Origin of the sequence: Kitasatospora sp. NPDC057965 (assembly GCF_042887135.1) — a bacterium.
Classification (GTDB): domain Bacteria; phylum Actinomycetota; class Actinomycetes; order Streptomycetales; family Streptomycetaceae; genus Kitasatospora.
The window spans coordinates 41,179-59,595 of record NZ_JBHVPZ010000007.1 but is presented as its reverse complement, the minus strand read 5'-3'; the positions used below and the strand labels follow the sequence as shown (position 1 = coordinate 59,595).

Below are 18,417 nucleotides of genomic sequence, written 5' to 3'. Positions count from 1 at the left end.
GTCCCCGCACGAAAGGCGCCATCGTGGACAAGCGCAGAATCGTCCTGCTCGGAGCGACCGGCTTCACCGGCCGGCGCGTACTGCGCGAGCTGCTCGCCCGCGGCGAGCGGCCGACCCTGGTCGGCCGCAGCCGCGCGAAGATGCTCACCCTGGCCGAGGACCTCCGCTCCGACCTGGACGTCATCGAGGCCGACGCCACCTCCACGGCTGCCCTCACCGACATCTTCGAGCCCACCGACGTCGTCGTCTCCACCGTAGGACCGTTCGTCCGGCTCGGCATGCCCGCGATCACCGCCGCGGCCCGCGCCGGAGCCCACTACCTCGACTCCACCGGAGAACCCCCCTTCATCCGGCAGGCCTTCACCCTGAACGACATCGCCGCCGCCGGCGGCGCGAGCATCGTCCCCGCCTTCGGCTACGACTACGTCCCCGGCAACCTCGCCGGCGCCCTCGCCCTCACCCGGGCCGGCGAACAAGCCCGCCGCATCGAGATCGGCTACTTCCTCACCCGCTCCGGGCGCGGCGACGAAACGCGCTACCGCGGCACCCTGCGCGACGCCTTCACCCTCACCACCGGCGGCACCCGCGCCTCACTCGTCGGCTCCGCCGTCGAAGAAGCGTTCGCCCACCGCCGCCCCCGCACCGGCGGCCCCGCCCGCCTCGCCGCCGAACACACCGGCGCCCGCCTGCTCACCTTCCGCTACGCGGGTCTCACCCGCACCGCACTGACCGTCGGCGGCTCCGAACACCTCGGCCTGCCCGAGGCCTTCCCCCACCTCGACAGCGTCGACGTGGGCCTCGGCTGGTTCGGCCGGGCCACCCGCCCGGTCCAGACCGCCACCCACCTCGCCGCACCCCTCCTGCGCACCCCCGCGATCCGCGGCGCCGTCACCAGGCTCTCCCAGCGCCTCCCCGGCTCCACCCGCGAACCCGACCCCGACGGCCGGGCCCTCGTGATCGCCACCGCCCGCGACGCGGCAGGCCGGCCTCTGGCCACCACCGCCCTCACCGGCCCCGACCCCTACGAGATGACCGGCACCCTCCTCGCCTGGGGCGCAAGCCACGCCGCCACCGCCGGTGCCACCCTCACCCCCGGCGCCCACGGCCCCGTCACGGCCTTCGGACTCCGGACACTCCGCCACGGCGCCGCCCAAGCCGGCCTGCACGAAGCCGAGTCCACAGGCATCCCCGGGTAGCGGCCGAAGGGCGTCGGGACGCATGCGCAACACGACCCGGTTCGCGGAGCGGCCGAACCCGGGGTGGTCCGGGCGTCCCGTGCGGGAGGGCAGAGGGCCGCGCAGCCTGGCCACGTACCGCCGGTACGCCCGTGCCTCGGTCGAGGCGCCCTGGACGGCGGCGAGGCGGTCGGGGAACAGGACGCTTCCGGCGTGCAGTTGGGTTCCGGTCCCGAACCGGTTGCCGTGCAGGCGGCCGGTCACCAGCCGGCCCCGGTCGACCCGGAACCAGACCTCGCGCCGGTTGCCGAACAGCACGATGCTCTCGCGGAGATCGTGCACGTCGGTGTACACGTCGAAGTCCCAGTCGCCCGTGGGCGTTCCAGGAGCGTGGTGCCCACGAAGGCGGTGCATGAAGCGGGGGAGGTCGACAGGGGTACCGAAGGGGAGTACCGCGTCGGCGAAGGGCTCACCGGCGATGAAGTGAAGCCTGAACTCCAGCCCGTACAGCCGCCCGTGGACCTTTCTCCTGATGGAGAGCGAGAACATGTCCGCGTCGTCGAAGCTGGAGCGGTGCTCGGGACGGACGTGCCGGCTCAGGTACTCGAACGAGAGCGTCCGCCGATCGACGAGCAGGCCGGGGATCCGTGCGGCGGAGCCGTGCAGCAGGTAGAGGCACATCAGGTCCACCGGATGTGTCTCGCGTGCCAGGTGAGTGAAGAACCCATCGGAAAAACCGTCCCGCAAAGCGTCTCCAGCCCTCCCGCCCCCGCTGTGCCGTGGGCACCGGCAAATCTACGGCAGACGTGAGGAGTTCAGCGGCCCCCGACCGGAGAGCCCGGTCGGGGGCCGAGGAGGACCGGCGGTGGTGCTGCCGCCCGCCAGGACGTGTTGGCGGGCGTCCGAGTCGTCGAGCGCGCGGTACCTCACCACGGGGTCGCCGGCTCGCACCAGGGCAGTCGCGCATGCGAGACACCATGGCCGTGGCGGTTGTACGTCGAGATCCTCGATCACTGCTGGAGCAGTGCGGCACTCGACACAAACAGCCATGGTGTCCGCGCGGTTCTCAGGACCAGGCCGAGCCGCACTGGGTGCAGCCCCACTGGCCGTACAACGAGGGCCCTGACCGGTGTGCGGTCACGGCCCCGAAGCGTGGGGTTCAGATGGTGCCGAACTCATTGGCCTGGACAGCAGTGACGAAGGATCGCCAGGCGTCGGAGGGAAAGACGAGTGCGGGGCCGGACGGGTCCTTGGAGTCGCGGACGGAGACGAGGCCGGGGAGGTTGGGAGCGACCTCAACGCACGACCCCCCATTGTTGCTGTACGTGCTCTTGCACCACTGGGCCGTCGCGAGTGCCGCTTCGACACTGTCGATCGTCATTTGAGGCCTCCCAGTTCGAGTGGATCCGAACTCTGTCCACAGTAGACGCGTAGAGGGGCCAGGCGAATCCCAGAACCGGCCGCATAGCGAGGGCCCAGGCCGCCTTGGCGGCCAGGGCCCCGGGGTGGTGGTGATCAGATGGTGCCGAACTCGCCGGCCTGGATGGCGGTGACGAAGGATCGCCAGGCGTCGGAGGGGAAGACGAGTGCGGGGCCGGACGGGTCCTTGGAGTCGCGGACGGGGACGAGGCCGGGGAAGTCGGGGGTCACCTCAACGCAGGTCCCCCCGTTGTCGCTGTAGGAGGACTTGAACCAGGCTGCGATGGACAGGTCTACGGGGCCGATCATGACGTTCCTTTCACGCCTGACGGATCATCTCCAGAGAGGCGGCTTTCGGCAGCGCTTCCACTGTGAGGTGATGGTAGTCCCTTTCCAAAGGGCGGGCGGTTTCGCTCTGCCGAGCGAGGAACCCGCGCATCTGGCACTCCGAGTAGGCGAGGAGTGACCGGTCCGCCATGGTCAGTAGAGTGACCACCTTGCTGAACGGCAGCTCCTCGGCGAGGCTGTACGGCGCGATCTGGATGGTGATGTTGGGCCTTGCTGCCCGCTCCTCCAGGTGGCGGAGCTGGCGTCGCATCACCTCACGTCCGCCCACCGGGCGACGGAGACAGCCTTCGTCGAGGACGAAGTGAAGCCAAGGCGCGGGCTTTCGCTCCAACAGCTTCTGGCGAGTGAGCAGAAAGTTGACTCGGTCGTCCGCCTGTTCCTGGGTGATCTTTCCACGTCGCACAGCAGCGGCGGCGAATGCCGCCGCATATTCCTGGGTCTGTAGGAGTCCAGGGACGATGCCAAGTTCGAAGTGCCGAATCTCGACCGCCTTGGCCTCCTGGGCTGCGTACTCGGGAAACCCTTCGAGGAGTGAGGTGTTGCTGATGTTCCAGAACATCAGCTCCAGGGTTCCGCCGGTATCAAGCGCATCATCGGACTTGATGGCGAAGAGCTGTGTGGGATTGCGCGTCCCTCTTTCGATGGAGGACACGAGGGTGTCGCTGTAGCCGATGATCTTCCCCAGATCGACCTGGGTGAACCCCTTCGCCTCGCGCGATCTGCGGAGTTGAACTCCGAAGGCCGCCGCAGGCGATGACGTTGGGTCAAGTTCCGTTCGCCGCATGTTCGATCGCCTCCCGCAGCCCGAATCCCACATGGCCGAAGTGTCCAGTGCGAACCCTTCCGATCGTAGCCCAGATCGCCCCACCATGGATACGGGTCGTAGCGATCCCTATGCACAGCGCAACCAGGAGCCCCCATGCCCAGTCGCCCCCGCATGCCCGTTTACACCCCCACCGTCGGCGAGGTCGTCCGAGACCTCGGGCACCGGGACTTCACCGGCAAGCCCGTCGAGGCCGTCTACATGGACACCCTCGCCGGGCTCGTCCACCTCCGCCCCGAGGCGGGCGGCTGCGAGTGGACCACCAAGCCCGAACACGTCCAGGCCCTCACCGAGCCCCGCTTCGTCACCGTCCAGCACCCCAGCCGGCCGCGCACCGCCGACGTGACGTGAAGCTGCTCGCCGCCGTCCTCGGCGTCGCCACCCTCTCCACCCTCGCCGCCACGGCCGCCTGCTGGCCCATCCACGACGGGCCCCTCGCGCCCCAACTCCTCATCTTCGGGCTGATCCTCACCACCGGAATCTCCGCCGGACTGCCTGCCTGCTTCACCCGGCTCTCGCCCAACAGGAGCACCACATGCTGCACCACCTCCCCGCCATCCTCACCACCCCGCCCCGCCGACGCCTCGGCCACCAGGCCCTCATCCTCAACCGCGACGGCGCCGTCCTCCTGATCGCCACCGCCTACAAGTCCGGCCTCATGCTCCCCGGCGGCAGCGCCGAAGCCAACGAACTCCCCCACCTCGCCGCCCGCCGCCACACCGAAACCGAAACCGGACTCGTCCTCCCCCTGCGCCACATCCTCGCCACCGACTACGTCGACGCCCAACTCCTCCCCGAAGGCATCAACTTCGTCTACTGGGGCGGCCACCTCACCGGCGCCCAGGAAACGATCGTCGCCCGCCACCGACCCCCCGCCACCATCACCGCCGTCCACTGGCTCCACCCCCACCAACTCCCCGACGCCATGGCCCCCGACCAGCACCGCCGCACCACCCAAGCCCTCACCGCCCTCACCAACGGCACCCACCTCCCCTTCCTCCTCCGCGGCACCCCCGCCGAATAGCTCCGTCCAGGACCTGGGCACGCCGATGGCCCTGACCGATGCGTCGGTCAGGGCCATCGCGTCCGGGCAGCGGTCAGACGGTTCCGAACTCTCCGGCCCGGACAGCGGCGACGAACGCGGCGAACTCCGACGACGTGAAGACCAGCACGGGACCGGACGGATCCTTGGAATCACGGACCGGGACAGCGCCGGGGAAGTCCGGAGCGGCCTCGACGCAGTCGCCGCCGTTGCTGCTGTACGTACTCCTACGCCACCGAACGTCGGAAAGGTCGATGTGCTGCATGGCCTCCCCACTCCTTCCAACAGTCCACTTGACCCGAGGCTTTGACCCCTCGCCGAGCGTAATCCGCCCCCGCCCCCTCAGAACAGCGCCACCAGCTCCGTCCGCGAGGCGATCCCCAGCTTCGGGTACGCCTTGTACAGGTGGTGCCCCACCGTCCTCGGGCTGAGGAAGAGCTGCGCCGCGATGTCCCGGTTGGTGAGCCCCTGCGCCGCCAGCCGGGCGATCTGCAACTCCTGCGGGGTGAGCACCGCCAGCGCCCCCGCCGGAACGGCCGGCGCCGTCGGGGCCGCCGTGCCGGTGGCGGTCAGCTCCCCCCGCGCCCGGTCCGCCCACGGCGCCGCGCCCAGCCGCTCGAAGGTCTCCAGCGCCGCGCTCAGGTGCGGCCTCGCATCCGTCCGCCGCCGCCCCCGCCGCAGCCACTCCCCGTACAGCAGCGCCGTCCGCGCCTGCTCGAACGGGCGCTGCGTACCCTCGTGCAGCTCCAGCGCCGCCCGGTACGCGGACTCCGCCAGCTCGTCCGGCCCCAGCAGTGCCTGGCAGCGCAGCCGTACCGCCTCAGCCCACGGCGTCCCCGCCGCTGCCGCCCAGCGCGCGAAGCGCTCGTACGGCTCCGCCGCCCGCTCCGGCTCGCCCAGCCGGACGGCCGCCTCGACAAGGTCGGCCACCGCCCGGGTGGCGCCGATGTGGTGCCGGTAGGGCCCGGTGGTGAGCGTGTGCAGCCGGTCGGCGGCGGACGCCGCGCGGCCGCGGCCGAGGTCCAGCAGCGCGAGCGCCCACTGCGCCCAGGGCTCACCGGCGGCGGACGCGGACGAACCGGAGACCAGGGCGTCGGCGGCCAGCTCCACGCACCGCTCGTCGGCACCGCCCAGTGCCGCCAAACACGCCAGCATCCCGGCGAGTTGGCTGGTCCACTGGTGCTGTCCGGTGTCCCGGGCGAGCGTGTGCCCCTCCGCCGCCGTGACTTCCGCATCGCGGTGCCGTCCGTGGAACAGCTCGGCCTCGGCCAGGAAGAACTGGAGCGTGGGCAGCACCCCCACCGTCCCCTTGGCCCGGGCCTCCGCGACCAGCTCCGCCGCCAGCTCCAGCGTCTCGTGGTCGCGCCCGAGGACGAGCGCCGCGCCGCACAGCTGCACCAGGTCGACCGGGCTCTCCGCCCCCGCCTTCCGCGCCGCCTCGGCGGTCGTCCGCACGTCGGGCACCGGCCCGGCCGCGGGGCGCCCCAGGGCCGGCAGCACGGCGGCCGGCAGGTCCCGGGCCAGCGGGGCGAGCGGCTCGTCGGGGCCGAGCGGGAGGGCGGCCAGCCGGTCCAGCACGGTCGCCACCGGCTCCTCGCCGACGTACCAGGCGGCATGGAAGGCCTGGAGCAGCATCCGCGCCGCGTAGGCGGGCTCGATGTCGGTGGCGGCGGCGTCCAGCAGTAGCCGGTACGCGGCCGGGTAGGCGCCGCGCCAGAAGTGCGCGACCGCCCGGACCTGGTCGAGCAGGGCGTGCGCGAAGACGCTGTCGGTTCGCGGCCCGGCCCGGTCCGCCAGCGCCTCCGCCTGCGCCAACTTCCCTTCCTCAGTGGCTGCTTCGGCCGCCAGCACCAGCCGGCGAGTGGCACCGTCGTGGTCCGGGGTGAGCCCGGCGGCACGCTCATAGGCGGCCGCCGCGCCGCCGTGCGCACCGCGCGCCTCGGCCCGTTGGGCGGTGAGCTCCAGGGCGTCGGCGAGGTCGGCGTCGGGCGCGGTGGCGGCCAGTGCGAGGTGCCAGGTACGCCGGTCGCCCTCCTCCAGGACCTCGCCGATCGCCCGGTGAACCTCCAACCGCTGTTGCAGGGGTGTGCGTTGGAGGACGGAGGCACGCAGCAGCGGATGCCGGAAGACGAGCCTGCGCGCGGCGCTGACGGTGATCAGCCGGACCCGTTCGGCGGGAGCGAGCGCCCCGGCGTCCACCCCGAGCACGGCGGCGGCGGCCAGCACGACGTCCAGTTCGCCGTTCTCCTCGGCCGCGGCGACCAGGAGCAGCGTCTGGGTGGCCGCCGGCAGTCCGGTCACCTGGCTGTGGAAGGCCATCAGCAGCCGACTGGTGAGCGCCAGCCCTCCGGACGCGCAGTCCGCCTCCGTCCAGGGGAGTTCGACGAGCGCCAGGGGGTTGCCCGCCGCCTCGTCGAGCAGCCGTCGGCGGGCCGGTTCGGGCAGCGCCCCGCCCGCGCGGTCGGCGAGCAGCCGGACGGCGTCCGCCTCGGCGAGCCCGTTCAGCCGCAGCTCCGGGAGCCCGGCGAGCGGCAGCACCTCGGCCCCGGCCCCCGCGTCCCGGGCGGCGAGCAGCAGCGCGACGCCCTCCGCCTGGAGCCGGCGGGCCGCGATCAGCAGCGCGTCCAGCGAGGACGGGTCCAGCCACTGCAGATCGTCGACGACGCACAACAGCGGCTGCTCGACGGCGAGTTCCGCCAGCAGCCCGAGCGTGGCCAGCCCGGTGAGCAACCGGTCCGCACCACCGGCCGCCTCCCCGAGACCGAACACGCCCTCCAGCGACCGCCGTTGGGGCCCGGGCAGGGCCTCCAGCCGGTCGAGCCCCGGTGCCAGCAGCTGGCTGAGGCCCGCGAAGGGGAGTTCGGCCTCGTACTCGACGCCGGTCGCCCTGATCACCCGGACGCCGTCCCCGGCCGTCGCCACCGCGTGCTCCAGCAGCGCCGTCTTGCCGATCCCCGGCTCGCCGCGCAGCACCAGCACCCCGCTGCGGCCGTCCCGCGCCCCGTCGAGCAGCGCGTCGACGGCGGCCCGCTCCCGTTCCCGTCCGTACAGCACCCGGTCTCCCCTCCCGATACGCCCGACCCTACTGGCGGTGACCTACGTACACCCCTACCTATCCGTGACGGATTCGCCCGCCGCCCGCCGTCCGTACCGTCTTGACCAGCGGGAACGGCCCGCCAACAGCCCTACCGGACAAGGGAGAAGACCATGACCGACACCCAGCCGACCGACCTCCGGCAGCTCGCCGCCCGCTACCTCGCCGCCTGGAACGAGACCGACCCGGCCGCCCGCCGGAAGCTGGTCGACGACGCCTGGGCCGAGGACGGCAGCTACACCGACCCGCTGGCCGCCGTTTCCGGCCGCGAGGCCGTCGACGCGCTGATCGGCGCCGCCCAGGCGCAGTTCCCCGGCCTGGTGTTCACCCTCGGCCCGGTCGACGCCCACCACGACATCGCACGTTTCACGTGGAACCTCGGCCCGGCCGGCGAGGAGCCGCTGGTCATCGGCTTCGACGTGCTGGTCGCCGACGCGGCGGGCCGGATCGCCTCGGTGTACGGCTTCCTCGACCGCGTCCCGGGCGCCTGAGGTCGACACCGCCCCCTCCGGCCGGCGGGGGCGGGCGCCCCACCGCCCGTTCCCGCCGCTCCCCCGACCTGCCCCAGGAGACGAAGAGTTGTCCAGGACGCTCACCGCCCGTCCGACCGCCCGCACGACATCGGCCGCCCCCGCCCCGCGCGGTCTGCTGCCGGTCCTCCTGACCGCGACCTTCATGACCGCCCTCGACGTCTTCGTCGTCAACGTCGCCATCCCCTCCCTCCAGAACGACCTACGGGCCGGACCGGCCGCCGTGCAATGGGTGGTCGCCGGCTTCGGCCTCGCCTTCGCCGCCGGACTGATCACCGCCGGCCGGCTCGGCGACCGCTACGGCCGGCGCCGGCTGTTCGGACTCGGCCTGTCCCTGTTCACCCTGGCCTCGGCGGCCTGCGGCCTGGCGCCGACCGCGGACGCGCTGGTCGCCGCCCGGGTGGCCCAGGGACTGGCGGCGGCGCTGATGAGCCCGCAGGTGCTGGCGATCCTGCGGACGGCGTACAGCGGCGCCGCGCAGGCCCGGGCGTTCTCGATGTACGGGCTGACCATGGGGATCGGCGCCGTCTTCGGCCAGCTGATCGGCGGGGTGCTGATCCGCGCCGACCTGTTCGGCCTGGACTGGCGCAGCTGCTTCCTGCTCAACCTGCCGGTCGGCCTGGCCGCCCTGGCGCTGGTGCGGCGCTGCCTGCCCGAGTCGCGCGCCCCGCACCGGCCGGGCCTGGACCCGGTGGGTGTCGCGCTGGTCACCGTCGCGCTGACCGGCCTGGTGCTGCCGCTGATCCAGGGCCCCGGGGCCGGCTGGCCGCTGTGGACCTGGCTCTGCCTGGGCGCCTCGATCGCCCTGCTCGCGCTCTTCGCCGTCCACCAGCACCAGAGCGGCCTGGCGGGCCGCTCACCGCTCCTGGACACCCGGCTGTTCGCCGGCCGCGCGTTCACCACCGGCCTGCTCGCGCAGCTGGCCTTCTCGCTCGGCCAGGGGTCGTTCTTCCTGGTGCTCGCGCTCTACCTCCAGCCGGGCCGCGGCCTGGACGCGCTCGGCGCGGGCCTGGTCTTCACCGCGATCGGCCTCGGCTACCTGGTGACCTCCACCGCCGTGCACCGCGTCACCGCCCGGCTGGGCCGGCAGACGATCGCGCTCGGCGGGCTGCTGATGGCCGCCGGGCTGGGCCTGCTCGGGCTCGCGGTGCACGCCACGGGCACCACCGGCAGCGTCTGGTGGCTGGCGCCCGGCCTGTTCGTGGACGGGCTCGGGATGGGCCTGGTGATCGCCCCGGTGACGTCCGCGGTGCTGGCGGTCGTCGAACCGCGGCTGGCCGGCTCGGCGGCGGGCCTGGTGGCCACCGTCCAGCAGGTGGCGGGGGCGCTCGGGGTCGCGCTGATCGGCATCCTGTACTACGCCGCCGACAACCCGGCCACCGCGTTCGGGCGCAGCCTCGCGGCGCTGGCGGTGCTGGAGGTGCTGCTCGCGGGCCTGGTCCAGCTGCTGCCGCGCCGCACGGGGTGAGCCACTGGGCACGGGAGGGTGGGGGTCGCATCGCGGAGCGTCCCCTCTCCCTTCCGCTTCCCTGCCGCCCTCCCGTTCCGTTTCCTCCCCCCGATCGGGTTGGATGGGTGGATGAGCGAGGAGAAGAGCGCCGTACCGGCGTGGGAGCAGCGGTTCAGGGCGGCACGGGTCTCCCTGCCGGACTGGGCGGAGGACGCCCCCGAGCGGGCGCTGTACGTGTCCAACGCCAGCGGCACCTACGAGGTCTACGCCTGGGACCGCGCCACCGACACCCACCGGCGGGTCACCGACCGCCCCAATGGCACCACCGACGCCGAGCTGTCCCCCGACGGCGAGTGGATCTGGTGGTTCGACGACAGCGACGGCGACGAGTTCGGCATCTGGCGCCGTCAGCCCTTCGCCGGCCGCCCCGAGGGCGCCGACGGCCCCGACGAGGAGGCCGTCCCCGGCCTCGCCCCGTCCTACGAGGCGGGCCTCGCCCTGGGCCGGGACGGCACCGTGGTGGTCGGCCGCTCCACCGACGACGGCGGCACCACCCTGCACCTGCGCCGCCCCGGTGCGGCGCAGGCCGTCGAGATCTACCGGCACGCCGAGTACGGCGGCGTCGGCGACCTCAGCCACGACGGCACCCTGCTGGCCATCGACCACACCGAGCACGGCGACGCCATGCACGGCGCGATCCGGGTCGTCCGGCTGCCCGCCGAGGGCGCCGACGTCACCACCGTGGCCGAGCTGGACGAGGTCACCGGCCACGACGAGCCGCACGGGGTGGCCTGCCTGGGCTTCGCGCCGCTCGACGGCGACACCCGGCTGCTGGTCGCCCACCAGCGCACCGGCCGCTGGGAGCCGATCATCTGGGACGTCGCGACCGGCACCGAGACGGCGCTGCGGCTGCGCGACGAGCAGGGCCGCGAGCTGCCCGGCGACCTCTCCGCCCAGTGGCGGCCCGACGCCCGCACGCTGCTGATCGAGCACGAGTACGAGGCGCGCAGCGAGCTGTTCTCGTACGCGCTGGACGAGGGCGTGCTCACCCGGCTGGACACCCCGCGCGGCACCGTCGGCGGCGCCACCCCGCGCCCGGACGGCACCGTGGAGTTCCTCTGGTCCTCCGCCGCCGAGCCGTCGGCCGTGCGATCCACCGCCGGCACCGTGGTGCTGCGCGCGCCCGGCGCCGTCCCGCCCGGCTCGGTGCCGGTCGAGGACGTCTGGGTGGAGGGGCCCGGCGGGCGGGTGCACGCGCTGGTCCAGCGGCCGGCCGGCGCCGGAGCGGGCGAGGGACCGTTCCCGACCGTGTTCGAGGTCCACGGCGGCCCGACCCACCACGACAGCGACTCCTTCGCCGCCGGACCGGCCGCCTGGCTGGACCACGGCTTCGCGGTGGTCCGGGTCAACTACCGCGGTTCCACCGGCTACGGCCAGGCCTGGACGGACGCGCTGCGCGAGCGGGTCGGGCTGATCGAGCTGGAGGACATCGCCGCCGTGCGCGAGTGGGCGGTGGCGAGCGGGCTGGCCGATCCGGAGCGGCTGGTGCTGTCCGGCGGCTCCTGGGGCGGCTACCTCACGCTGCTCGGCCTCGGCACGCAGCCGGAGCTGTGGAGCCTCGGCGTCGCCGCCGTGCCGGTCGCGGACTACCTGACGGCGTACGAGGACGAGATGGAGGCGCTGAAGGCGATCGACCGCACGCTCTTCGGCGGCACGCCGGAGGAGGTGCCCGAGCGCTGGACGGCCTCCTCGCCGCTGACGTACGTCGATCAGGTGCGGGTGCCGGTGTACATCAGCGCCGGGGTGAACGACCCGCGCTGCCCGATCAAGCAGATCGACAACTACGTCGAGCGGCTGGAGCAGCTCGGCAAGCCGCACGAGGTGTACCGGTACGACGCCGGGCACGGGTCGCTGGTCGTGGACGAGCGGATCAAGCAGCTGCGGCTGGAGATCGAGTTCGTCCGCCGGCACCTCGCCGGTGCGGCGGTGGGCGAGAATCGGGCGGACGCGCGGCCGTAGGGGACGCGGGAACGGGGGGGTACGGGGTGAGGCGCCTGCTGACGATCGTGGGGGCGGGGGTGGCCGGGGTGCTGGTGCTCACCGGCTGCTCGGGCCAGGACGGCGGTGACGGCGGCGGGAGCGCGGCCTGTCCGCCGCCCGCCTCGCCGTCGCCGTCGTGGTCCCCGTCACCGACGGCCACCTCGACCGTGGTGAGTGCGGCGTTCCGCACCACCACGGTCGAGGTGGCCCGGGCCGGGGAGGACGGCGGCGTGGTGGTGCTCGCCAAGTCGGGCTCGAAGGGGTCCACGGGGTCCAAGGGGTCCAAGGGCTCGAAGAGCGGACGCAAGACGCGCCACCACACCGACACCTACGACTCGGACCACAACAACGGCGGCGGCAACGGCAACAACAGCGCCCGCCGGTGCGACAACCCGCCGCCGACCGTCGCACCCTCGCCCACGGCGTCGACACCGTCGGTACCGACGCCGACGGCACCGGCTCCGAGCGTGCCGAGCGTGCCGACCGTCCCGGCCAAGCCGGCCGTTCCGCCGGCGAAGCCGACCCGCTGACCGGAGGGCCGGACGACCGGCCGTCCGCTGTCAGTCCAGGACCGGGTCCAGCCCGAGGGCCCGGTCCTGCTCCGCCTCCGCCTCGCGGCGCACCAGGCGGAACCACATGAACACCACGAAGCCGCCGAAGACGAACCACTCCAGCGTGTAGCCGAGGTTCTGGAACGCGCGCAGGGAGAGCCCGTCACCGCCCTGCGGCTGCACGGTCGGCACGGGGGTGAACCCTTCCGGCGCGGTGTCGGTGGACACCCAGCCGTCGTACCAGCCGTCCAGGGCGAGCTTGTTGACGAGCGCGGCCCGGTTGATCGTGCCGAGCTGCCCGTCCGGGAGGCCACCGGCGACGGCGCCGCCGCTGCCGCTGGTCTCGCCCGCCTGGAGGCGGCCGGTCACGGTCACCTCACCGGCCGGCGCGGGCACGGTCGCCCCGGCCGGGGGTTCACCGGCCGCCCAGCCGCGGACGACCGCGGCGGTCCGGCCGTCGGCGGTGCGCAGCGGGGTGAGCACGTAGTAGCCCTGCTTGCCGTCCAACACGCGGTTGGGGACGAGCAGTTGGTGCTCCTGTTCGAAGGTGCCGGTGACCGTCACGGCGCGGCCGACGGTGTCGGTGGTGACCTGCGGGCGGTCGGCGGCGAGCACGTCGTCGAGCGGCCGGGGCGCGCCGCCGTCGGCCACCGCCCGGCTGATCTCCTGGTGCGAGGAGACCCGGTCCTCGAACCGGCCGAGCTGCCAGGAGCCGAGCCAGACGCACACCGCGACGGCCGCGACGGCCAGCGCGGTGCCGCTCAGCCAGCGCGGGGTGAGGAGAAACCGGTACACACCCCCCACGGTAACCACTCCTCACACCTCGCCCGCCTCCAGGGCCCCCGCACCCCCGAAAAATGTGCGGACCGGTCGACCTGCGCCACCCGCTCCGAACGCACCGAACACCACCGCCGGAGCAGGAAGTCGGACCCGCCGACTTCCTGCGCACCGCACCCCGCACCCCGCCCACCGGCAGCCGGCAGATCACCCCGCCGACGGGGAAGTGCGGGGCGCACCGGCCGGGGCGTCGGCCGGCACCGGCTGCGGCAGCGTCCGGTACACCGTCCCCGCGCAGGCGCCGGGCAGGACGGCGGTCGCGGCGGCCGGATTGCCCGGCGCCGGGGTGTACGCCAGGGTCACGCTCGTCGAGGGCCTGCTCGGGCCGGCCGTCGGGGTGGCCGACGGGCTCGGCGCCCCGGTGGGCGTCCCCGCCGTCGTCGCGCTCGGACGCGGCGGCGTGGTCGGCTCCGCGGTGGGATCGGACGCCGGGACCACCCCGGGCACCCCGCTGGTACCGCCCGCCGAGGTCATCGGTCCGCTCGTCTGGACCCCGCCGGCCGCGCCGCCGCCGGTGCCCGCCGAGCCGCCGCCGGAGGCCGTACCCCCCGTGCTCCCCGAGCCGCCCGTGTCACCGCCGGTCCCGCCGGAACCGCCACCACTGTTCGCACCCGGCACCGCGCCCGGGCCCGCCCCCGGTCCGGTGCTCGCGGTACCGCCGGGAACGGGCCCGCCGCCCCCCGTCGTCCCGCCGCCCGAGGTGCCGCCCCCGGACGTGCCACCGCCCGAACTCCCGCCGCCGCCCGACGTGCCGCCCCCGGACGTACCGCCGCCCGAGGTCCCGCCGCCGCCCGACGTGCCCGGCTGCCCGGACCCGGTGGAGGCGCTCGGCGAGGCCGTCCCTCCCGGCGTCGAACAGCCCGCCGGGTCCGGGATCCAGGCGAAGTCCACCCGGTACCCGGCCCGGGGTACGAGGACGGGGCCGTCGCTCCCCGCGTCCTTCCCGGTCGCGGGTCCGGACGAGGGGCCGGGCGCGGGCAGCTCGGTGGCCGGGTCGCCTGCGGTGTGGAAGGCGATCCGGACGCGGCCGCTGTCCGGCGTCGCGACGCCGGTGACGGTGACCGAGCCGGGCCCGCCCAGCTGGCAGCTGCGCCCGGACACGTTGGTCACGGTGAAGGAGCCGTAGATCCGCCCTTCCGCGTCCGCGGCGCCGAGCTGCGTGGCGCCCTGCCCGAGGTCGGAGCGCGTGCACAGCGCCGGCGTCGGGGCGTCGCTCCCGCCGGTGGTGGTGGCGGCCGGGGGGACGGTGCCGGGCGCGGGACGGGTGGTGCTCGGGCCGGCGCTCGGCGAGCCGCCGACGGTGCCGGACGGGATGCCCGGTACGACCGGCAGCCCGAGGTCGGTGGCCGGGGGCGGTTCGGGCGTGCCGGTGGCGCCGCCGGGGACGGTGCCCGTGACGGTGGCGGAGGCGCTCCCGCTCGCGGTTCCGGGCGAGCCGGGACCGCCGGACAGGCCGAGGTGGTCCGCGGTGTGCAGGGCCGGCATCAGGAAGGAGGCGGCGGCCACCACCGCGGCGGCGCCCGTCCAGGCCCCGCGCCGGACGGCCCGCCGGCGCGGCACCGCCCGCCGGATGTGCTGCAGGCCGCCGGGTGCGGGCTGCACCTCGGCCACGGCCCGCTGCATCAGCTCCCGGACCAGCCGCTCCTCGCGCTCACGGGGTTCCTCCCCGTCGAAGGCGGCGCCCCCGCCGAACGCGGCACCCCCGCCCGCGCCCGTACCGTCGTTCTCAGCCATGCCCGGCCTCCATCTGGACCCGCAGCGCGGCAAGCCCTCGTGAGCCGTACGCCTTCACCGAACCGAGCGAGATGCCCAGGGTCTCCGCCACCTGCGCCTCCGTCATGTCCACGAAGTAGCGCAGCACCAGAACCTCCCGCTGACGGCGTTGCAGACCCCGCAGAGCGACCTTCAACTGGTCACGCTCCAGCGCATCGTAGGCGCCTTCCTCTGCACTGGCCATGTCAGGCATCGGCTTCTGCAGCAACCGCAGTCCGAGGATCCTGCGCCGCAGCGTCGAGCGGGACAGGTTGACCACGGTCTGCCGCAGGTAGGCCAGCGTCTTCTCGGGTTCGCGCACCCGCCGCCGGGCCGCGTGCACCCGGATGAACGCCTCCTGGACGACGTCCTCGCAGCTCGACAGGTCGTCGAGGAGCAGCGCGGCCAGTCGCAGCAGAGAGCGGTAGTGCGCCTGATAGGTCTCGGTGAGCAGATCCTCGCTGGTCCCGGCGGCGGTGCCGGTGCTACCGGCGCCGGAGTCCGCGGCGCCGGGTGCGACTGCCGTCATCTGGCTATCTTCCGGCCTGTCCGCAGGCCACTGGACACGCGACGGGAACGACACTGCGGCTCTCGCCGAGATGCCCGTCCCTGCCCCCACCATCACGTTCGCCACGCCCGTTGGACACTCGATCCCCTGTCATGGTTGCCCAGCCCGGCGGACATTCTTCCGCATGGACGGAAGGGGCGCCCAGGGGATTCGGCGAGGATTCCTGGCACAGTCGGCGAACATCCCGCGCAGAGCCCCGGCACCGTCCGCACCGGGCCCGGTCAGCCCGCGTCGGTGTCCCGGCCCGGACCCGGTCAGACCGGGTCGGTGTCCCAGCCCGGGTCGGTGTCCGGCGCCGCGTCGCCGCCCTCGGCGGCCACCAGCTCCGCGATCTGGAGCGCGTTCAGCGCCGCGCCCCGGCGCAGGTTGTCCCCGCAGAGGAAGAGGTCCAGCGCGTTCGGATCGTCCAGCGCCCGCCGCAGCCGCCCCACCCACACCGGGTCCGTGCCGACCGCGTCGTTCGGCGTGGGGAACTCGCCCGCCGCCGGGTCGTCGTACAGCACCACCCCGGGCGCCTCCGCCAGGAGTTCCCGGGCGTGCTCCTGGGTGACCTCGCGCTCGAACACCGCGTGCACGGCGAGCGCGTGGGTGCGCACCACCGGGATCCGCACACAGGTGGCGGAGACCTTCAGCCGGGGCAGCGCGAGGATCTTGCGGGACTCGTCGCGCACCGTGCGCTCCTCGGACGACCAGCCGCCGTCCGTCAGCACCCCGGTCCAGGGCACCGCGTTGAGCGCCAGCGGGGCGGCGAACGGCCCGTGGTCGGCGATCACCGCGCGCAGGTCGCCGGTCTGCTCGCCGACGTCGGTGCCGGCCACCTGGGCGAGCTGGGTGCGCAGCGCGTCCGCGCCGACCCGGCCGAGTCCCGAGGCGGCCTGGTAGGAGGCGACGACCAGCGACTCAAGGCCGTACTCGGCGTGCAGCGCGCCGATCGCCGCGATCATGGTCAGGGTGGTGGAGTCGGGGCTCGCCACGATGCCGCGCGAGCGCATCCGGGCAGCCGCCGCGTTGACCTCGGGCACCACCAGCGGAACGGCGTCGTCCAGCCGGAACGCGCCGGAGTTGTCGACCACCACGACACCCTTGGCGGCCGCGATCGGCGCCCAGCGGGCGGCGATCTCCTCGGGGACGTCGAACAGCGCGACGTCGATCCCGTCGAAGGCCTCCTCCCGCAGCGGGAGCACCTCCACGGGCTCCCCGCGCACGACCGCCTTGCGGCCGGCCGAGCGCGGGGAGGCGACGAGACGGATCTCGCCCCAGATGTCCTGGCGGAGGGAGAGCAGGCCGAGCAGCACCTCGCCGACCGCGCCGGTGGCGCCGACGACGGCGAGGTTCGGCCGCCGGGTCATCGCCCGGTGCCTCCGTACACGACGGCCTCGTCCGTCTCGCTGTCCAGCCCGAAGGCGCTGTGGACGGCCTGGACGGCCGCGTTGACGTCCTCGGCGCGGGTGACCACCGAGATGCGGATCTCCGAGGTGGAGATCAGCTCGATGTTGACGCCGGCCGCGGAGAGCGCCTCGAAGAAGGTCGCGGTGACCCCCGGGTTGGAGCGCATGCCCGCGCCGACCAGCGAGATCTTGCCGATCGCGTCGTCGTAGCGGAGCGACTCGTAGCCGATGCCCTCCTTGACCCGGTCGAGCGCGTCGATGGCCTTCTGGCCCTCGGTCTTCGGCAGCGTGAAGGAGATGTCGGTCAGACCGGTCGACGCCGCGGAGACGTTCTGCACGACCATGTCGATGTTGATCTCGGCGTCGGCGATGGCGCGGAAGATGCGCGCCGCCTCGCCCGGCTTGTCGGGGACGCCGACGACCGTGACCTTCGCCTCGGACGTGTCATGGGCGACTCCGGAGATGATGGCCTGCTCCATCTCGCCCCCTTCGGGCTGGTTCGGGTTGTCGTTGCTGACGATCGTCCCGGGGAGGCCCGAGAAGGACGAGCGTACGTGAATCGGGATGTTGTAGCGGCGCGCGTACTCCACGCAGCGGTCGAGCAGCACCTTGGAGCCGGACGAGGCCAGCTCCAGCATGTCCTCGTACGCGATCCAGTCGATCTTGCGGGCCTTCTTCACCACGCGCGGGTCGGCGGTGAACACGCCGTCCACGTCGGTGTAGATCTCGCAGACCTCCGCCTTGAGGGCGGCGGCGAGGGCGACGGCGGTGGTGTCCGAGCCGCCGCGACCGAGCGTGGTGATGTCCTTGCTGGACTGCGACACGCCCTGGAAACCGGCCACGATCGCGATGTTGCCCTGGTCGAGGGCGGTGCGGATGCGGCCCGGCGTCACGTCGATGATGCGCGCCTTGTTGTGGACGGAGTCGGTGATGACGCCGGCCTGGCTTCCTGTGAACGACTGCGCCTCGTGGCCCAGGGATTTGATCGCCATGGCCAGCAGCGCCATGGAGATGCGCTCTCCAGCGGTCAGCAGCATGTCGAACTCGCGGCCGGCGGGGAGAGGTGACACCTGCTCCGCGAGTTCGATGAGCTCGTCCGTCGTGTCGCCCATCGCGGACACCACGACGACGACCTCATGGCCGGCCTTCTTGGCGTCAACGATTCGACGGGCCACGCGCTTGATGCCCTCGGCATCCGCAACGGATGAGCCGCCGTACTTCTGCACGACAAGGCCCACGTGCGCTCCTCGACTTGTGTCGTCTTCCGGGGGCGATCGGCCCCCGCACCCCCGGATGGCGGGGGCAGTGCGGTCGGCGCCAGTCTACCGAGCGAGGGTGCTCCGCCCCCCGCTTTCCATATGATGAGACACACGTTTCGGCAGGTGAGCGGGGGTGCGGAT

18 protein-coding genes are annotated in these 18,417 nt (G+C 73.6%); 8 read left to right on the top strand and 10 right to left on the bottom strand.

Features of this window, described 5'->3' with window-relative positions; genetic code table 11:
• Positions 1 to 23 precede the first annotated feature (23 nt).
• Positions 24 to 1,196, top strand: coding sequence for a saccharopine dehydrogenase NADP-binding domain-containing protein (locus ACFVVU_RS10880; RefSeq protein WP_387789292.1), 1,173 nt, complete (start codon positions 24 to 26; stop codon positions 1,194 to 1,196).
• Positions 1,197 to 1,388: 192 nt separating this feature from the next.
• Entirely contained in the window at positions 1,389 to 1,985 is a 597-nt protein-coding gene (locus ACFVVU_RS10875; RefSeq protein ID WP_387789290.1) for a hypothetical protein, read from the top strand.
• 349 nt (positions 1,986 to 2,334) lie between these two features.
• Here ACFVVU_RS10875 and ACFVVU_RS10870 read toward each other — a convergent pair whose 3' ends face one another.
• The 3 genes from ACFVVU_RS10870 to ACFVVU_RS10860 all read right to left on the bottom strand — a co-directional run bounded on the left by ACFVVU_RS10870 (position 2,335) and on the right by ACFVVU_RS10860 (position 3,726).
• A complete protein-coding gene (locus ACFVVU_RS10870) occupies positions 2,335 to 2,556 on the bottom strand; it encodes a DUF397 domain-containing protein (protein ID WP_387789288.1) in 222 nt (73 codons plus the stop codon).
• Positions 2,557 to 2,690: 134 nt separating this feature from the next.
• Positions 2,691 to 2,903, bottom strand: coding sequence for a DUF397 domain-containing protein (locus ACFVVU_RS10865; RefSeq protein WP_380685840.1), 213 nt, complete (start codon positions 2,901 to 2,903; stop codon positions 2,691 to 2,693).
• A 10-nt stretch (positions 2,904 to 2,913) separates the two neighbouring features.
• Positions 2,914 to 3,726, bottom strand: coding sequence for a Scr1 family TA system antitoxin-like transcriptional regulator (locus ACFVVU_RS10860; protein ID WP_380685842.1), 813 nt, complete (start codon positions 3,724 to 3,726; stop codon positions 2,914 to 2,916).
• A gap of 135 nt (positions 3,727 to 3,861) precedes the next feature.
• On the opposite strand from ACFVVU_RS10860, the gene ACFVVU_RS10855 reads away from it, so the two are divergent.
• Positions 3,862 to 4,116, top strand: coding sequence for a hypothetical protein (locus tag ACFVVU_RS10855; protein ID WP_387789285.1), 255 nt, complete (start codon positions 3,862 to 3,864; stop codon positions 4,114 to 4,116).
• Between the two features lie 184 nt (positions 4,117 to 4,300).
• Complete coding sequence (locus tag ACFVVU_RS10850; RefSeq protein WP_380679558.1) at positions 4,301 to 4,789, top strand: NUDIX domain-containing protein; 489 nt, start codon at positions 4,301 to 4,303, stop codon at positions 4,787 to 4,789.
• Between the two features lie 73 nt (positions 4,790 to 4,862).
• On the opposite strand, the gene ACFVVU_RS10845 is transcribed toward ACFVVU_RS10850, so the two are convergent.
• Both ACFVVU_RS10845 and ACFVVU_RS10840 read right to left on the bottom strand, forming a co-directional pair.
• Complete coding sequence (locus tag ACFVVU_RS10845; RefSeq protein WP_387789283.1) at positions 4,863 to 5,072, bottom strand: DUF397 domain-containing protein; 210 nt, start codon at positions 5,070 to 5,072, stop codon at positions 4,863 to 4,865.
• Between the two features lie 77 nt (positions 5,073 to 5,149).
• Complete coding sequence (locus tag ACFVVU_RS10840; RefSeq protein WP_387789281.1) at positions 5,150 to 7,861, bottom strand: ATP-binding protein; 2,712 nt, start codon at positions 7,859 to 7,861, stop codon at positions 5,150 to 5,152.
• Positions 7,862 to 8,014: 153 nt separating this feature from the next.
• Between ACFVVU_RS10840 and ACFVVU_RS10835 the strand changes: the two genes are divergently transcribed.
• The 4 genes from ACFVVU_RS10835 (at position 8,015) to ACFVVU_RS10820 (ending at position 12,451) form a co-directional block, all read left to right on the top strand.
• On the top strand, positions 8,015 to 8,392 hold the full coding sequence (locus ACFVVU_RS10835) for a nuclear transport factor 2 family protein (RefSeq protein WP_380679567.1): 378 nt from the start codon (positions 8,015 to 8,017) through the stop codon (positions 8,390 to 8,392).
• Positions 8,393 to 8,480: 88 nt separating this feature from the next.
• Entirely contained in the window at positions 8,481 to 9,899 is a 1,419-nt protein-coding gene (locus tag ACFVVU_RS10830; protein ID WP_380679570.1) for an MFS transporter, read from the top strand.
• Positions 9,900 to 10,010: 111 nt separating this feature from the next.
• Complete coding sequence (locus ACFVVU_RS10825; RefSeq protein ID WP_387789279.1) at positions 10,011 to 11,900, top strand: prolyl oligopeptidase family serine peptidase; 1,890 nt, start codon at positions 10,011 to 10,013, stop codon at positions 11,898 to 11,900.
• Between the two features lie 26 nt (positions 11,901 to 11,926).
• Positions 11,927 to 12,451: a hypothetical protein gene (locus ACFVVU_RS10820; protein WP_387789277.1), complete on the top strand. Its 525-nt coding sequence runs from the start codon at positions 11,927 to 11,929 to the stop codon at positions 12,449 to 12,451.
• A gap of 30 nt (positions 12,452 to 12,481) precedes the next feature.
• Here ACFVVU_RS10820 and ACFVVU_RS10815 read toward each other — a convergent pair whose 3' ends face one another.
• The 5 genes from ACFVVU_RS10815 to ACFVVU_RS10795 form a co-directional block, all read right to left on the bottom strand.
• The gene (locus tag ACFVVU_RS10815) at positions 12,482 to 13,267 is read right to left on the bottom strand and encodes an SURF1 family protein (RefSeq protein ID WP_355360462.1); all 786 of its coding nucleotides are present in this window, start codon (positions 13,265 to 13,267) and stop codon (positions 12,482 to 12,484) included.
• Between the two features lie 189 nt (positions 13,268 to 13,456).
• Complete coding sequence (locus ACFVVU_RS10810) at positions 13,457 to 15,043, bottom strand: hypothetical protein (protein ID WP_387789276.1); 1,587 nt, start codon at positions 15,041 to 15,043, stop codon at positions 13,457 to 13,459.
• The gene (locus ACFVVU_RS10805) at positions 15,036 to 15,590 is read right to left on the bottom strand and encodes a SigE family RNA polymerase sigma factor (RefSeq protein ID WP_355360468.1); all 555 of its coding nucleotides are present in this window, start codon (positions 15,588 to 15,590) and stop codon (positions 15,036 to 15,038) included. The genes ACFVVU_RS10810 and ACFVVU_RS10805 overlap by 8 nt, the downstream gene beginning before the upstream one ends.
• Positions 15,591 to 15,883: 293 nt before the next feature.
• A complete protein-coding gene (locus ACFVVU_RS10800; protein ID WP_380679581.1) occupies positions 15,884 to 16,978 on the bottom strand; it encodes an aspartate-semialdehyde dehydrogenase in 1,095 nt (364 codons plus the stop codon).
• Positions 16,975 to 18,255, bottom strand: a complete 1,281-nt coding sequence (locus ACFVVU_RS10795) for an aspartate kinase (RefSeq protein WP_380679584.1) — start codon at positions 18,253 to 18,255, stop codon at positions 16,975 to 16,977. The genes ACFVVU_RS10800 and ACFVVU_RS10795 overlap by 4 nt, the downstream gene beginning before the upstream one ends.
• Between the last annotated feature and the right edge of the window lie 162 nt (positions 18,256 to 18,417).

Bases quoted from the DNA above. Each gene is read 5' to 3' on its own strand.
- ACFVVU_RS10800 (WP_380679581.1), bottom strand. From the start codon at position 16,978: ATGACCCGGCGGCCGAACCTCGCCGTCGTCGGCGCCACCGGCGCGGTC.
- ACFVVU_RS10855 (WP_387789285.1), top strand. From the start codon at position 3,862: ATGCCCAGTCGCCCCCGCATGCCCGTTTACACCCCCACCGTCGGCGAG.
- ACFVVU_RS10845 (WP_387789283.1), bottom strand. From the start codon at position 5,072: ATGCAGCACATCGACCTTTCCGACGTTCGGTGGCGTAGGAGTACGTAC.
- ACFVVU_RS10860 (WP_380685842.1), bottom strand. From the start codon at position 3,726: ATGCGGCGAACGGAACTTGACCCAACGTCATCGCCTGCGGCGGCCTTC.
- ACFVVU_RS10825 (WP_387789279.1), top strand. From the start codon at position 10,011: ATGAGCGAGGAGAAGAGCGCCGTACCGGCGTGGGAGCAGCGGTTCAGG.
- ACFVVU_RS10850 (WP_380679558.1), top strand. From the start codon at position 4,301: ATGCTGCACCACCTCCCCGCCATCCTCACCACCCCGCCCCGCCGACGC.
- ACFVVU_RS10835 (WP_380679567.1), top strand. From the start codon at position 8,015: ATGACCGACACCCAGCCGACCGACCTCCGGCAGCTCGCCGCCCGCTAC.
- ACFVVU_RS10805 (WP_355360468.1), bottom strand. From the start codon at position 15,590: ATGACGGCAGTCGCACCCGGCGCCGCGGACTCCGGCGCCGGTAGCACC.
- ACFVVU_RS10810 (WP_387789276.1), bottom strand. From the start codon at position 15,043: ATGGCTGAGAACGACGGTACGGGCGCGGGCGGGGGTGCCGCGTTCGGC.
- ACFVVU_RS10865 (WP_380685840.1), bottom strand. From the start codon at position 2,903: ATGATCGGCCCCGTAGACCTGTCCATCGCAGCCTGGTTCAAGTCCTCC.
- ACFVVU_RS10870 (WP_387789288.1), bottom strand. From the start codon at position 2,556: ATGACGATCGACAGTGTCGAAGCGGCACTCGCGACGGCCCAGTGGTGC.